The sequence below is a fragment of the Aliivibrio salmonicida LFI1238 genome, from assembly GCF_000196495.1.
Lineage (GTDB): Bacteria > Pseudomonadota > Gammaproteobacteria > Enterobacterales > Vibrionaceae > Aliivibrio > Aliivibrio salmonicida.
On sequence record NC_011313.1, the window covers coordinates 723,966 to 738,666 of the forward strand.

12 protein-coding genes are annotated in these 14,701 nt (G+C 38.8%); 7 read left to right on the forward strand and 5 right to left on the reverse strand.

Annotation, left to right across the window (positions count from 1 at the left end):
• Positions 1–280 precede the first annotated feature (280 nt).
• The gene (locus VSAL_RS19485) at positions 281–1,081 is read left to right on the forward strand and encodes an EAL domain-containing protein (protein WP_012551973.1); all 801 of its coding nucleotides are present in this window, start codon (positions 281–283) and stop codon (positions 1,079–1,081) included.
• Between the two features lie 2 nt (positions 1,082–1,083).
• Here the strand turns inward: VSAL_RS19485 and VSAL_RS19490 are convergent, their stop codons facing one another.
• From VSAL_RS19490 to VSAL_RS19500, 3 genes are all read right to left on the reverse strand, one after another.
• Entirely contained in the window at positions 1,084–1,950 is an 867-nt protein-coding gene (locus VSAL_RS19490) for a DMT family transporter (RefSeq protein ID WP_012551974.1), read from the reverse strand.
• Positions 1,951–2,116: 166 nt separating this feature from the next.
• A complete protein-coding gene (locus VSAL_RS19495) occupies positions 2,117–2,725 on the reverse strand; it encodes a bifunctional 4-hydroxy-2-oxoglutarate aldolase/2-dehydro-3-deoxy-phosphogluconate aldolase (RefSeq protein WP_012551975.1) in 609 nt (202 codons plus the stop codon).
• Between the two features lie 9 nt (positions 2,726–2,734).
• Positions 2,735–4,111 carry a GntP family permease gene (locus VSAL_RS19500; protein WP_012551976.1) on the reverse strand — a complete coding sequence of 459 codons (1,377 nt, stop codon included), beginning with the start codon at positions 4,109–4,111 and terminating at the stop codon, positions 2,735–2,737.
• A 159-nt stretch (positions 4,112–4,270) separates the two neighbouring features.
• Between VSAL_RS19500 and VSAL_RS19505 the strand changes: the two genes are divergently transcribed.
• Complete coding sequence (locus VSAL_RS19505) at positions 4,271–4,795, forward strand: gluconokinase (protein ID WP_012551977.1); 525 nt, start codon at positions 4,271–4,273, stop codon at positions 4,793–4,795.
• A 10-nt stretch (positions 4,796–4,805) separates the two neighbouring features.
• Positions 4,806–6,605 (forward strand): phosphogluconate dehydratase, encoded by a 1,800-nt coding sequence (edd, locus tag VSAL_RS19510; RefSeq protein WP_012551978.1) that lies wholly within the window; start codon positions 4,806–4,808, stop codon positions 6,603–6,605.
• 94 nt (positions 6,606–6,699) lie between these two features.
• Here the strand turns inward: edd and VSAL_RS19515 are convergent, their stop codons facing one another.
• On the reverse strand, positions 6,700–7,713 hold the full coding sequence (locus tag VSAL_RS19515) for a LacI family DNA-binding transcriptional regulator (protein WP_012551979.1): 1,014 nt from the start codon (positions 7,711–7,713) through the stop codon (positions 6,700–6,702).
• 276 nt (positions 7,714–7,989) lie between these two features.
• Here VSAL_RS19515 and ylqF point away from each other — a divergent pair, with 276 nt between their 5' ends.
• Positions 7,990–8,925 carry a ribosome biogenesis GTPase YlqF gene (gene ylqF / locus VSAL_RS19520; protein WP_012551980.1) on the forward strand — a complete coding sequence of 312 codons (936 nt, stop codon included), beginning with the start codon at positions 7,990–7,992 and terminating at the stop codon, positions 8,923–8,925.
• Positions 8,926–9,001: 76 nt separating this feature from the next.
• Here ylqF and VSAL_RS19525 read toward each other — a convergent pair whose 3' ends face one another.
• On the reverse strand, positions 9,002–9,979 hold the full coding sequence (locus tag VSAL_RS19525) for a CobW family GTP-binding protein (RefSeq protein WP_044583656.1): 978 nt from the start codon (positions 9,977–9,979) through the stop codon (positions 9,002–9,004).
• 225 nt (positions 9,980–10,204) lie between these two features.
• Here VSAL_RS19525 and VSAL_RS19530 point away from each other — a divergent pair, with 225 nt between their 5' ends.
• The 3 genes from VSAL_RS19530 to gltS all read left to right on the forward strand — a co-directional run bounded on the left by VSAL_RS19530 (position 10,205) and on the right by gltS (position 14,635).
• Positions 10,205–12,028 (forward strand): ABC transporter ATP-binding protein, encoded by a 1,824-nt coding sequence (locus tag VSAL_RS19530; RefSeq protein ID WP_012551982.1) that lies wholly within the window; start codon positions 10,205–10,207, stop codon positions 12,026–12,028.
• A 252-nt stretch (positions 12,029–12,280) separates the two neighbouring features.
• Positions 12,281–13,192: a Solitary outer membrane autotransporter beta-barrel domain gene (locus tag VSAL_RS19535; RefSeq protein ID WP_012551983.1), complete on the forward strand. Its 912-nt coding sequence runs from the start codon at positions 12,281–12,283 to the stop codon at positions 13,190–13,192.
• Between the two features lie 219 nt (positions 13,193–13,411).
• Entirely contained in the window at positions 13,412–14,635 is a 1,224-nt protein-coding gene (gene gltS, locus VSAL_RS19540) for a sodium/glutamate symporter (protein WP_012551984.1), read from the forward strand.
• The last annotated feature ends 66 nt before the right edge of the window (positions 14,636–14,701 follow it).

The following is a 14,701-nucleotide window of genomic DNA, read 5'->3' on the forward strand; positions in this document are numbered from 1 at the left end:
ATGAAACATCATGAAATCTAAGCCACTCTTCAGCTTAGTCGATAAAATCAAGCAGTTGTAGGCAGTATGTAATTAATAACATATAGAAATGCTAAATCATTGTTTAATGAATTCATTTCTATATGGATATTAAGCTGTATGAAAATAATTAATTAATCATAGAAATAAGCTACTTACAGAATATTTTATTCTGTGATTCATATCGTAAATAATAAGCCGCAACTTGATAACTAAGGGTGATTGATATATCAATAACAGATGCTATTTTATGGAGTAAAGCATGTTATTAGTCACTCAGGAGCAATTTGAAGGGTATTTATTTTTGGGCGAGGATGGTTCATTCTATTCAAAATATGAAGAATATTTATTGCAAAGCGTATTTCAGCCTATCTTTAATGTTAACCGACAAGCGATTGGTTATGAAGCTTTATTACGTATCTATGATGTAAACATGCTCTCTATAAGACCTGATTTATTCTTTAAGGACACCACTAAAACTATCGAGCAAAAACTAAACATCGAACGCCTTAGTCGTATTATTCATATCCGTAATTTTGCCCTCTTCTCCCAAAGCGATAGCTTACTTTTTCTTAATATCTTGCCCGAATCAGCAATCCATTTTCACGCTGATAAGATACCAAACATGAACACTTCTTTACTTGAATATCGAATTAAACATTTAGGACTTTCCCCACAACAAGTCACTCTTGAATTACTCGAGTTTCATTATAATGATGAAGAAAAATTACGTTCAGCAATAGAAAACATAAAATCGCACGGATTTAATGTCGCTATTGACGACTTTGGTTCAGAAGCTTCTTGCGAGCATCGAGTTTCTCTTTTAAAACCAAGTATTTTAAAAATCGACCGAACGCTTTTGATAAAATATGAGGAAGGAAATACATTCCCCTTGTTGTCTGCTATCCAACTCGCCAAAAAAGAGAATGTATTAATTGTGATTGAAGGCGTAGAAACACTAGCCCAATACACACAGATGAAAACCTTGAACATTGATTATTTTCAAGGTTTTCATTTGGGCAAGCCTCTGCCACTACAGCAGCAAACGCATAAAGCCGCATAGCCTCAAAGACGGAATTTTGGTCTAACCTGGCTAAAGCGGTAGAAAAATAAAGACAGCAGTAACAATGCACATCCGAGGATTTTATTAAGAGGCATCGATTCATCATATACCCACACGCTTAACATCATTGTCCAAATAGGTTCAAGTAGCATCAATATAGCGGCATTCGTTGGGTTGACTAACTTTTGACCTACAGTTTGCATTAAGTAACGCAAACTTGTAGCAAGTAAGACACTTAATAATACCCACTTCCAGGTAATTAAACTTACCCCTTCCGGCCACGTTTCCAAGAAAAACGACAACACTACGCCCAAGCAACCAACGGTAAATAGCTGTAATGTAGTGAGTAATATCGTCGGTAAACTGGCCGAATATTTACTGTTAAAATTAAAGTGCGTAGCAAGCCCAACAGCAGCAGCAATAAACCAAAGTTGACTCGTTGCAATATTCCATCCATCACTCCATGACAGTAGAAACAAACCAATAAATGCAATCGGTAATGAATACCAAAATGCACGTGGTGGTTTAGAACCAAACAATGGCCACGCCAATAAAGGAACAAACAGCATGGAGAGGCTCATTATAAACGCGCCTTCACCTAACGTATCGCTGATAGAGATAGCGTAGATCCAACAAAAAATGGAACCCGCAAGTAATACTCCCACCCCCATTGAACGAAAACAATCTTGTCCATCGGCTTTTTTTAGTGCACTAAAGCAAAAAGGTAAAAGGCATAATGAAGCGAATATAAAGCGAATACCAATAAAACCAAACGGAGGTAATCCTTGAATCGCTTCTTTTGAAAAAACCCAACCAGCAGCGGCTAAAAAGGTGGTGATGATTAAGATCGGTTCAGGTCGAAATTTCATAAATATAAAAACACTTAATGAACAATAGAAAAGAAATAGAGGATGGGTGCATTACAACTCATCAAATAATGAATATACATTCAAATAAATATTTAATCATTATTTGATAGCGGACAGATGGAACAAAACTCACGATAAAATGTATCGTGAGTTTTAGCATTATTACTTATAGAGATTTAATTAATTCGGCAATACTATCCCAATCACCCTTATCCATTAAATCTGTCGGTACCATCCATGTACCACCGCAAGCAACAACCGATTTAATATCCAAATAATCATTTACATTACTTGGGCTCACTCCGCCAGTAGGCATAAAGTTAACAGGATAAACCGCCGTCAATGCTTTTAGCATTGGAATGCCACCAGATGGTTCTGCTGGGAAGAATTTTAATGTCTTTAGTCCCATTTCCATTGCTTGCTCGACTAAGCTTGGATTATTTACTCCAGGGATGATCGGCATATTACGTTGTTGACAATATTTTACCGTTGTTGGATTGAACCCAGGGCTCACAACAAAATCAACGCCGGCTTCAATTGCTTGATCAACTTGTGCAGCGGTTAATACGGTACCTGCGCCAATCAACATATCAGGATACGCTTCACGCATTAAACGAATTGATTCAACGGCGGCTTCTGTTCTAAACGTCACTTCAGCACAAGGTAATCCATTGTCCATAAGCACTTTAGCTAATGGCAAGGCTTGTTCTGCACTGTTAATCGCAATAACTGGGACAATTTTTATTTCTTTCAATCGTTGTTCAATAGTTTTCATTTTTTAACCTTATAAGATAACGCTTAGGACAGCCACAATCGCAAATGCAATCGTTCCAAGTAATGTTTCCATTACTGTCCATGTTTTAAGTGTTGTTTTCTCATCCATATCAAGCAAACGAGAAACCAACCAGAAACCTGAATCATTAAAGTGAGACAACACCGTTGCACCACCAGCAATCGCGATGACAATGAAACATAAGTCAAATTCACTTAAGCCCGCCGTTTGAGCAACAATAGGTGCAATAAGAGCTGCCGTTGTCGTAAGAGCAACAGTTGCAGAGCCTTGAGCCACTCGTAAACAAGTAGATATTAAAAATGCAGCAAGAATAATTGGCATTCCCGTATCCGATAACACACCTGCCAGTGCTTCCCCAATACCACTAGCACGCAATACTCCACCAAACATGCCACCAGCACCGGTGACCAAAATCACCGCACAAATTGGAGCTAAAGAATCGCCGCACAGTTTCTCTAACTGTTTCATACCGTAATCTTTTGCAAATACAGCCAAACAAGTTAATAGCGTAATAAGAAGTGCTACCGGGGTTTTACCTAGCATACGCAAGAATTCAACTAATGCCGCTTTACCATCAATAACACCAGCAACGGCAAGCGTGCTTAATCCGGTATCCATAAAAATAAGCAATACTGGCATCACTAGAATCGCAAGTACTGTCGTAAATTTAGGTAATTTATCTTCATCAATAATAACGTCTGATCCGAATATTCCTTTCGACAATGGAATATTGAATTTTTTACCTGCGTATAGACCAAATAAGTACGCCCCAAAATACCATGTTGGAATCGCAACAAGAATACCAACCATTAATAGTAAGCCAAGATCCGCGCCCAATAATTCAGATGCAGCAACAGGACCAGGATGAGGAGGCACAAACGCATGCATAACCGCGAATGCACCCGCAGAAGGCAATGCGTATTTTATTGGTGAATCATCAAAGCGTTTGGCAACACTAAAGATGATAGGCATCATTACGATTAAGCCTGCATCAAAGAAAATTGGAAAACCAAACAGTAAAGAGGCAACCCCTAACGCCAGTGGCGCTTTATCTTCACCAAAACGATTAATCAGTGTATCTGCCAGCACTTTCGCCCCGCCAGTCACCTCTAATATTTTACCAATCATCGCCCCAAGACCAACAAGCAGAGCTACAGAAGCAAGAGTGCCACCAAAACCAGACATCATTGTTGGTACAACATTATCAACAGAAACACCCGCTGCCAGAGCGGTACCTAAGCTAACTAATGTCAATGCTGCGAACGCATGAATTCTTAACTTCATTATTAATATTAGCAACGCGATAATTGAACATACCGCGATTGATAACAAGTAAACAGGATCACTACTTTGACTAATCAATTCCATTTTATCCACCTAAATATTGTATTTATTATTGGTTATTTTTAGTTTACAGCCCTAAGAGTTACGGGTAACATGTTACCCGTAACTTAAATAATATAAAGTTAAATTTATCAGTATCTATCAAAAATGAGATCTCGCTCAGATTACTAAACAGGAGTCAGTATGAGTGGTAACAGCATTATAGTAATGGGTGTGTGTGCAAGTGGTAAAAGTACGATTGGCGAAAAAATAGCACAGCACCTTGGCGCAAAATTTATTGACGGCGATGACCTACATCCAAAAGCTAACATACAAAAAATGTCACGTGGCGAGCCACTTAATGACGATGATCGTAAGCCTTGGTTAGAGCGTATCCGTGACGCTGCATTCAGTTTAGAAAGTAAGAATGAACAAGGCATTATTGTGTGTTCAGCGTTGAAAAAAAGTTACCGAGATCAAATCCGCGATGGAAACCAAAATGTAACCTTCCTTTTTCTTGATGGCAGTTTTGATCTGATCATGAGTCGAATGACCGCACGTAAGGGCCATTTTATGAAATCTAATATGGTAGAAAGCCAATTTAATACATTAGAGCGCCCTGATAATGAAGATCAAGTAGCCGTTGTCGATATAGACACTGACATTGATACCATCGTTAAGCATTCTATTGTGGCGCTAAATGATCTAAAAGATAAAACAACAGCATAAAGGTAGCACTATGATTCATAAAACGATTATTTCGGTAACTCAACGAATTACAGAGCGTAGCCAAACCCTTCGCGCTGCTTTCATGAAAAAAACAGAAGAACAAAAACTAAGTGGGAAAGGAAAAGCGTCACTCTCTTGCGGTAATTTAGCTCACGCCGTTGCCGCGTCTTGTTCTACTGAAAAAGCAAACATTCTGAATTTAACAAGCATGAATTTAGCGATCATTACCGCTTATAACGACATGCTTAGCGCACACCAAGTTTACAAAACTTACCCTGACCAAATTAAACAAATCTTGGCGCAGTATGGGCACACAGCTCAAATAGCAGGAGGTGTCCCTGCTATGTGTGACGGTGTAACACAAGGACAAGCAGGCATGGATATGTCTCTTTTCTCTCGTGATTTAATTGCACAAGCAACGGCATTCTCATTAAGCCATAACATGTTTGATGGCACGTTATTACTCGGTATTTGTGACAAAATAGCACCTGGACAGGTCATGGGCGCATTAACGTATGCTCATTTACCTACCGCTTTTATACCTGCGGGCCCTATGTCTACCGGCGTCACTAATGATGAGAAAGTAGATGTTCGTCAAAAATATGCAGCAGGTAAAATCGGACGTGATGCTTTATTAGAAATGGAATGCGGTTCTTATCATTCCCCGGGAACTTGTACGTTTTATGGTACAGCAAATACAAATCAACTCGTTTTTGAAGCGATGGGATTAATGCTTCCCGGCTCCGCTTTTGTTGCTCCTCATACCGAATTACGTGACGCATTAACAGAACACGCAACAATACGTATTGCATCAATGACCGCTGATTCATCAAATTATCGCCCTCTTTGTGATGTCATTACAGAAAAAAGCGTTGTTAATGGTGTCGTTGCTTTACTCGCCTCTGGTGGCAGTACAAACCACACTATTCATCTTGTGGCGATGGCTCGCGCGGCGGGCATTCATCTTACATGGCAAGATTTCAGCGACTTATCTGATATTGTTCCACTTCTTGTTAATGTTTATCCAAATGGATCTGCTGATATCAATGAATTTGAACGTGCTGGTGGCGTACCAATGCTAATGAAGCGTTTGAATGAAAATGGGTTACTAAATACCGATGCACTGCCCGCTTTTGGTGATTTTTCTGACTACATGAAGCGTCCAAGCTTAATTGATAATAAGCTAGAATGGCATGACTGTGGAGAAACAACCAATCCTGCGGTCATCGCCTCATCAGGTTCTGTATTCCAACGTTCTGGTGGCATCAAAATGCTATCAGGAAACCTTGGTAAATCTGTTATCAAAGTTTCAGCCGTTGCTGAACAACATCGCATTATTGAAGCGCCAGCGAAAATATTTCATTGCCAGCATGAGGTCGAAGCCGCCTATAAACGTGGGGAACTAAATCAAGATTGTATCGTAGTTGTCCGTTTCAATGGCCCAGCAGCGAATGGGATGCCAGAGCTTCACAAACTGATGCCAATTTTAGGTAACATTCAAAAATCAGGTTACCAAGTTGCCTTAGTGACTGACGGTCGCCTTTCTGGTGCATCAGGGAAAATCCCAGCAGCAATTCACATGTCTCCAGAAGCTCTTCGTGGTGGTGCAATCAGCTTAATTCAAGAAGGTGATATTATCCGCCTAGATGCAACGCAAGGTACCGTTAATAATCTTTCAGATACGAACCTTAGAGCAATTGAGCACTGTGATACAGAACTAAGCCAGCAAACATGGGGAAGAGACATTTTTAAAGTATTTAGAGATAACGTCTCTGGTGCTGATGAAGGCGCCTCATTCTTGTATAGCTAAATGAGTCTCTAAATAAAAAACACCAATAAATAAAAGAGGGCTTATTCATAATAAGCCCTCTTTTATATCTATGATTATCTTACGTTGTCATTGATTACAGACTATCGCCTTCAGTCAATGAAAAGCCCATATCGACCACTTTCTGATCTTGTCTTTTATTCGCTAAAGCATCTAATAATAATTCTGCACTTTTTTTACCAATGTCAAAGCGAGGCGTATCAACACTAACCAGTCTTGGCGAGATAGCTTGACCAATATCTAACGCATTATAACCTACAATACTGATGTCATTAGGAACCGAAATACCTCTATGCGCACATTCCATCATTGCACCAATAGCGATATCATCATTAGTACAAAAGATACCATCAAGCTCAGGCATAAGCTCAAGCCCTTCAATTAACAAGGCTCCACCTAACGTAAAACTTGAATGTTCATCAGTCAAAATATGACGAGCAAGCAAACCAGCTTCGATCATTGCTTTATCATACCCTTGTCGGCGCAGCTTCGTTCGAGTATCTAAACGAGCCCCAAAATACATAATATGACGTTTGCCACTGGCTATCATTTGGGTCACTACATGGTATGCAGCCTCCATATGATCCAGCCCTACCGCCATGTCTATTGGGTTTTCTGGTAATTCCATCGTTTCAACAACAGGAACGCCCGCGGACTTAAGCATTTGACGAGTTCTATCAGTATGTTTCGTTTCTGTTAAGATCAAACCATCCACTTGATATGAAAGTAGAAATGAAATTTGTTCCTCTTCTTCTAATTCATCATAATTACAATGCGCAATCAGTGTTTGATAACCACGTTCTTTCGTGACTTGCTCAATACCTTGAACTAAATTGGCAAAAACTTGATTAGATAAAGATGGGAGAAGAATGCCAATCGCTTTACTGGAAGATTTAGATAACATTGCTGGAGCGCGGTTTTGAATATAGCCAAGCTCATTAATCATCGCGGATATTTTTTCGCGCGTTTTTTCTGCGACCGAATTCGGATCACGAATAAACCTAGAAACCGTCATTTTTGTCACGCCAACCCGGTCAGCGATGTCTTGTAATGTCGGTCGCGTTTTACGCTGTGTATGTAAATTACTCATAAAACTCTCAATCAATGTTACTTGTAACAAGTAAACCAGTTGTATGTCATCATTTCAATAACTTACTAATAATTTAAGTCATTAATTGCGACACTTACAAAAATATAAGTAACGTTTGATTAACCAACCACCTTATTTTTACCATTTTTGACTTTCAAGGTTATTACTTAATCAAATTAGCGTCATTACAACAAAACCACCACACAGCGTAACTTCCCTTTACTCTTGCTACTTTGCCGTTAAAATAGCGTTTTTGATTTTTAAAGGATTCACGCTATGTCCATTCAATGGTACCCGGGCCACATGCACAAAGCTCAAAAAGAGATCGCAGAAGTGATCCCTAAAATGGATGTGATCATTGAAGTACTTGATGCTCGTATCCCTTTCAGTAGTGAGAATCCAATGATCGCCTCTCTACGTCAAGATAAGCCTTGTATTAAAGTATTGAACAAGCGTGATTTAGCTGATCCAGAAGTGACTCAACTTTGGATTGAGCATCTTGAGAAAGAGCAAGGTGTCACAGCAATGGCAGTGACAACTAACAACCCAGATGAAATCCATAAAATTATGGAAAGATGCCGTAAATTAGTTCCACACCGTGAAGCGATGGGTAAAAATGTACGTACTATGATCATGGGTATCCCAAACGTAGGGAAATCAACCATCATTAATACACTTGCTGGCCGAATGATTGCAATCACGGGTAACCAACCAGCAGTAACACGTCGCCAACAACGAATTAATCTTCAAAATGGTGTGGTTCTTTCTGATACCCCAGGGATTTTGTGGCCAAAAGTAGAGAACCCACACAGTGGTTTCCGTCTTGCTGCAACTGGTGCGGTAAAAGATACGGCAATGGAATACGATGAAGTTGCTTTCTATACCGTTGAGTATCTAGCACAGCAATATCCAGAACGTTTAAAAGAGCGTTACAATTTAGAAGATTTGCCAGATAACGATTTAGAATTAATGGAAGCCATTGGTCGCAGTCGTGGTTGTTTACAATCTGGTGGACGAATCAATATCTACAAAGCGTCTGAAATTCTACTTCATGAACTTCGCTCTGGTACATTAGGTCAATTGACTCTAGAACGACCTGAAATGATTTCAGCTGAATTAGAACAAGTTGAGCGTGATGCTGCGTTAAAAATTGAATTACAGATTAAGAAAAAAGAAGAACGTCGTAAGCGTTACTTAAAAAATAAACGTTAATTCTTTTAGCTCCAATAAAAAAGAGACCAATCATAGGTCTCTTTTTTATGCATTTATATTAATAAAAACAACATTCTTACTCTTTATCGTTAATCAATAAACTCAGTAATACTTCTTCTAACGTGTCCCAAGGCAATAATTGAGTATCAATCACTTCTAGTTTTGATTCCATGCCATCAAGACTTAACTGATTGACTGACACCACACGATTTGCCACATTAAAAGCATAAAAGCCTTTGTTCGTGTTCATTACCGCTTTAATTCGCTCAGCATTCAAATCCGACAACATCGAAAACAGCTCATCAAAATCAAATACCGATTCCGCACCAAAGAACCAACCACAGCTAACATAGCCTTGACCCTTATTTTCTTTACGAAGAAATTTTTGTCCAGGTTCCAGTATCATTTCCACAATATCTTGCTCTGCATGATGGTGATGATGCTCTTCTATCGTCAATTCAACCGTTCTGTCTTCATCTAACCAATGTAAAGGCAGTTCACCATGATTGATCGTTGCAGTCTTTGGTTGATGAGGTAACGATTTTGCCCATGAAGAAAATAAACATTTATCGTAGTCTGAAGCCATGTCCATTTTCGTTGCCACGATCACATCAGAAATACCGAGTTGGTCATTAAAATTTTGATTGCTGGTGTACTTCTCATCCGACAAATTTCGAGGATCTACAAGCCCGATGGTTGATTTTAAATCAATGTATTTTTCATAGTTTTCAGATTGGAGAATCGCAATGATCTTTTTAGGATGCCCTAAGCCTGTTGGCTCAATGATTAAACGATCTGGTTTTTGACGCAATAGCGCATTAATCCCAACTGACATAGGTAAACCAGCAGTACAACACATACAACCACCAGGCACTTCTTTTATTAATGCCCCTGCTTCAGATAAGAAAGCACCATCAATACCCACCTCACCAAATTCATTGACTAAAACAGCCCAAGATTCGCCTTCAGGTTTGTTCTTCAATAACTGCAAGATAGTGGTTGTTTTCCCTACCCCTAAGAAACCGGTAATAATATTTGTTGGGATCTTTTTCATTGGTTTAACCATCATAATTTGTATTTCTTTTATCATACCTCTTTCATGTCCCTTGCGACCACTTATTTATCTAAACGCGTTGATTTAATTTACAAAATTGATTACATAAATACGCTATTTAGGTTATGTTAACGGCATGTAGAAAGCAAAATCTGCACACGTATTCCTTGTTTAATCATTCATTAGATTAAACAAACAATTTCTTTATAATTATAGGCTTAAAGTATGTTTAAATTCTTTGAGCGGATCACTACCGCTTTCCCTGAACAAGAACCAGAACAACCACCAAAAGGGTTGTATGCTTTTTGTCGCCATTACACCAAAGGGTTCGGAGTTCCTTTAATCGGCATGTCAGTACTTAGTGCTATCATCGCCATGGTTGAAGTGTCTCTTTTTGGGTTTATGGGGCAATTAGTTGATTGGCTATCCACTCATAACAGAGACACCTTTTTAGCACAGGAAGGACAAACCTTAATGTGGTTAGGTATTCTTGTTGTTATTGGAATGCCAATTTTAATCTTGATGCATTCATTAATTACACACCAAACGTTATTGGGTAATTATCCAATGGCTATTCGCTGGCAAGCGCATCGATACCTTTTAAAACAAAGTGTTTCTTTTTATTCAGATGATTTTGCTGGTCGTATTGCAACAAAAGTAATGCAAACCTCATTATCGGTCCGTGAAACCGTAATGAAGCTACTTGATGTGCTTATCTATATTTCTGTTTATTTTACCTCCATGATTGTGATGGTAGGAAAGGCAGATTGGCGTCTCATGTTACCTATGCTTATTTGGCTTGCGGCATACATTGCAATTCAATTTTACTTCGTCCCTAGAATGAAAGCCGTTTCAGAGAAGCAGGCCGATGCTCGTTCTACAATGACAGGACGCATTGTCGACAGTTACACCAACATCAATACGATCAAATTGTTCAGCCACAGTAAGCGCGAAACTGAATACGCGAAAGAAGGCATGGACGATTTTTTAGTGACGGTTCATAAACAAATGCGTTTAGCTACTGGCATTAATATCTCTGTAGAGATCATTAACTACTTATTAGTCTTCTCAATTACCGCGGTTTCTATCATGCTGTGGATTGATAATGAGTTATCTGTTGGGGCTATTGCGATTGCGATCAGTTTAGCGTTACGTATCAATGGTATGTCTCATTGGATCATGTGGGAAATAAGCTCCCTATTTGAAAACCTAGGCACGGTGACGGATGGAATGAATACCTTATCCAAACCAATTACCATCAATGATAAACCTGACGCTACAGAGCTTTCTGTTAAGCATGGAAATATTCAATTTAAGAATGTTAACTTCCATTATGGCGAGAACAAAGGAGTTATTAATAATCTAAACCTTGATATCAAACCGGGAGAAAAAATAGGGTTGGTGGGACGTTCTGGTGCTGGTAAATCAACATTAGTGAACTTGTTACTTCGTTTCCATGATATTGAATCAGGGTCTATATCTATTGATGGCCATGATATTCGCGATGTTTCTCAAGATTCACTACGTAGTCAGATAGGCATGGTGAGCCAAGATACTTCCCTACTTCATCGCTCTATTCGTGACAATATCAAATATGGTCGTCCTGATGCGTCTGATGAAGAGTTGTTTGCAGCAACCAGACAAGCACAAGCTCATGAGTTTATAGAAACCTTAACGGATTCTTATGGCAGTACTGGCTATGATGCACAAGTTGGTGAAAGAGGAGTGAAACTCTCTGGTGGTCAACGCCAACGAGTTGCTATATCTCGCGTGTTGTTAAAAGATGCCCCTCTATTGATTTTAGATGAGGCAACCTCTGCACTTGATTCTGAAGTAGAATCCGCTATTCAAGACAGCCTAGATGAATTAATGGAAGGAAAAACCGTTATTGCTATTGCTCATCGTCTATCAACGATTGCCGCAATGGATCGCTTAATTGTCATGGACCAAGGCCAAGTTGTTGAGCAAGGAACCCATAAAGAACTCGTTGAGTTCGGCGGTATTTATGCCCAATTATGGACCCATCAAACTGGTGGCTTTATAAAATAAGCAATAGGTTATAAATACGTTACCTTAAAGCACGCTACTTTACGCAAATGTAATGGCGTGCTTTTTTATTTATACATTGTCTTATCAGTTTTAGGAAAATAGGTAATAACACTCTGATTTTTAGTGGAATAAACCATTATTTTAGACTAAATTATAGAGATGATTTTTTAAAGGGTACACGAATGACGCGAGGCCTATTTTCTTTACTTATTGCTTTTCTGTTTATTCACACAATAAATAAAGCCTCAGCTCGTGAATTCACGCCTGCACAACAGTTTGAAGACGGCTCTTGTTCTCTCCGACAGCAACATGATCACCTTCGGGATTGCAGATTTTAATCCCAATAGATACATTTCTAAAGATGAAAATCCAGATAACGGATTAGGAAGTTCAGACTCCGTTCAATTACGAAATCAAATGACGGTTTATTCGTTGCCATACACCTTCACATTAAATGATGATGCAGATTCTTTATGGTCTCATGAGATAACGGTAAGAGCCTCTTACGTCAATACCGACATTGATGTCAAGTTTCAAAATAAAGCGATCCCTGATTCAGATGTTGATGAAGTGTTCGGGCTGTATTCCGAATACGCTCAAAATTATATTTTTGCAGAAAATTGGACCATCTCATTTGGTACTGCACTACACTTGATGCATTACCGTAATTCACACAGCTACAATAGTGTGTACAGCCAAAAGTTTTCTCCCGCTTTAGATGGTGTCTTTTATAACGTATCCACGAATGTATTTATGATTGAACCTAAAATGAGCTTCGAATATAAAAAAGTCGCGCCATGGGGAGAGTGGCGTTTTAACAACAGTTATCATTATGCTAACGGACAAGGTTTTGGTGGTTCATCAGACTACAGCTCAGAGGTTCATCCTGAGGTGTGGCGTTTTGTAAATAGCGTACAATTACGTTACAACATGACCCGATGGAACCAGTTTGCTCAAGTATTGTACCTAAAAGCCAAACGTGTTGATCTTGGCGGCGATGTAAATAAGCCACTCGGAACCGATTATTATTATGAGTTCAATATTGCATGGTTAATCGATACGCGTAAATGGATCGATTTAGTAGATAATGTAGGCATTGGGTTTACTTTTAATGTCGGGAGTGCTCTTCGTGGTGGCAGTATTGTTCTTTTTTATGATGAATAATCAAGTATATACACCTAATTTCATCAGCCATTAACAGTATTATTATATTTTTTACATTAAGGCAACCCAAACCGCAGCAAAAAAGTGCTACTATCCGCTCCTGAAATTAAACAATATCAATCCAGTAAGTGAATTTAAATACATAAATTTTTAATTTATTCTCGTACTTTCGTATTACTAGGACAGCCTATTGGTTTGATATTTGAACTTCGAGGTACTATGACAAACACTCTATCTATCGGCGCACTAGAATCTTTTTTAATTGCCATCGCCGTACTTTTTCTAGGCCACCTAATCAACTCTAAAGTTGTGTTTTTTAAGAAATACAATATTCCAGAACCCATTGTTGGCGGATTAATCGTCGCTTTTGCTATTACCGCTTTGCATTTTCAAGGGATTAATCTTGAGTTTTCATTGCCGCTACAAAGTACATTCATGTTGATGTTCTTCAGTACTGTCGGTTTAGCAGCGAACTATACACAACTGATAAAAGGCGGAACAAAGGTATTCTTATTCCTTGCTGTTGCCTCTTTCTATATCATTATTCAAAATGCAGTTGGTGTTAGTTTAGCAAGTGCTATGGGCTTAAATCCATTAATGGGTCTTATTGCTGGTTCGATCACTTTATCTGGTGGTCATGGTACGGGTGCTGCTTGGTCCCAAACGTTTGCTGAAACTTATCATCTAAACACGCTAGAGCTAGCAATGGCATCTGCGACCTTTGGTTTGGTTATGGGTGGCTTAATCGGTAGCCCGATTGCACAAAAATTGATTCATAAACATAAATTAGAATCAGAATATGGCACCGGTGTGGATACCCATACCCGCTTTCCTGAACTCGTCACTTACAATGAACGAGAAGAAGAAAAAGTGACGGCAAAAAAAGTGACCGAAACCTTATTCATTCTACTCATTTGTGTTGTAGGCGCTGGCCATTTAAGTGATTTTGTAGGCAGCTTTGATATTGCTTGGCTTAAAATTCCTGATTTTGTTTACGCTTTATTTATTGGTGTTTTCATCACTAATATTACTGAGGTAACAAAAATCCATAAGATTGATACTGAAACTGTTGATATCTTAGGAACCGTTTCGTTGGCTCTGTTCTTAGCAATGGCATTAATGAGTTTAAAATTGTGGAACATCTTTGATCTTGCGATTCCACTTCTTATTATTTTATCGGTTCAAACCGTTGTTCTTGCTTTCTTCTCTTACTTTGTCACTTTCAGAGTAATGGGGTCAAACTATGACGCCGCTGTTATGGCTGGTGGCCATTGTGGCTTTGGATTAGGAGCAACACCAACAGCAGTAATGAATATGGGCTCTTTAGTGTCTCGCTTTGGTCCATCGCCACAAGCCTTTATGGTAGTTCCAATTGTTGGTGCTTTCTTTATTGATATAGTGAACTTAATTATTCTACAAACTTACATTAGCTTTATTGGTTAAGTTACAACGTAATTAAAATATTCGCACTATAATGCGCTTACAAGAAAGGCTGAATGATTTTCTCAT

Coding starts and splice junctions, on each gene's coding strand:
- VSAL_RS19505 (WP_012551977.1), top strand. CDS start 4,271: ATGAGTGGTAACAGCATTATAGTAATGGGTGTGTGTGCAAGTGGTAAA.
- VSAL_RS19495 (WP_012551975.1), bottom strand. CDS start 2,725: ATGAAAACTATTGAACAACGATTGAAAGAAATAAAAATTGTCCCAGTT.
- gltS (WP_012551984.1), top strand. CDS start 13,412: ATGACAAACACTCTATCTATCGGCGCACTAGAATCTTTTTTAATTGCC.
- VSAL_RS19500 (WP_012551976.1), bottom strand. CDS start 4,111: ATGGAATTGATTAGTCAAAGTAGTGATCCTGTTTACTTGTTATCAATC.
- VSAL_RS19525 (WP_044583656.1), bottom strand. CDS start 9,979: ATGAAAAAGATCCCAACAAATATTATTACCGGTTTCTTAGGGGTAGGG.
- VSAL_RS19485 (WP_012551973.1), top strand. CDS start 281: ATGTTATTAGTCACTCAGGAGCAATTTGAAGGGTATTTATTTTTGGGC.
- edd (WP_012551978.1), top strand. CDS start 4,806: ATGATTCATAAAACGATTATTTCGGTAACTCAACGAATTACAGAGCGT.
- VSAL_RS19490 (WP_012551974.1), bottom strand. CDS start 1,950: ATGAAATTTCGACCTGAACCGATCTTAATCATCACCACCTTTTTAGCC.
- VSAL_RS19515 (WP_012551979.1), bottom strand. CDS start 7,713: ATGAGTAATTTACATACACAGCGTAAAACGCGACCGACATTACAAGAC.
- ylqF (WP_012551980.1), top strand. CDS start 7,990: ATGTCCATTCAATGGTACCCGGGCCACATGCACAAAGCTCAAAAAGAG.
- VSAL_RS19530 (WP_012551982.1), top strand. CDS start 10,205: ATGTTTAAATTCTTTGAGCGGATCACTACCGCTTTCCCTGAACAAGAA.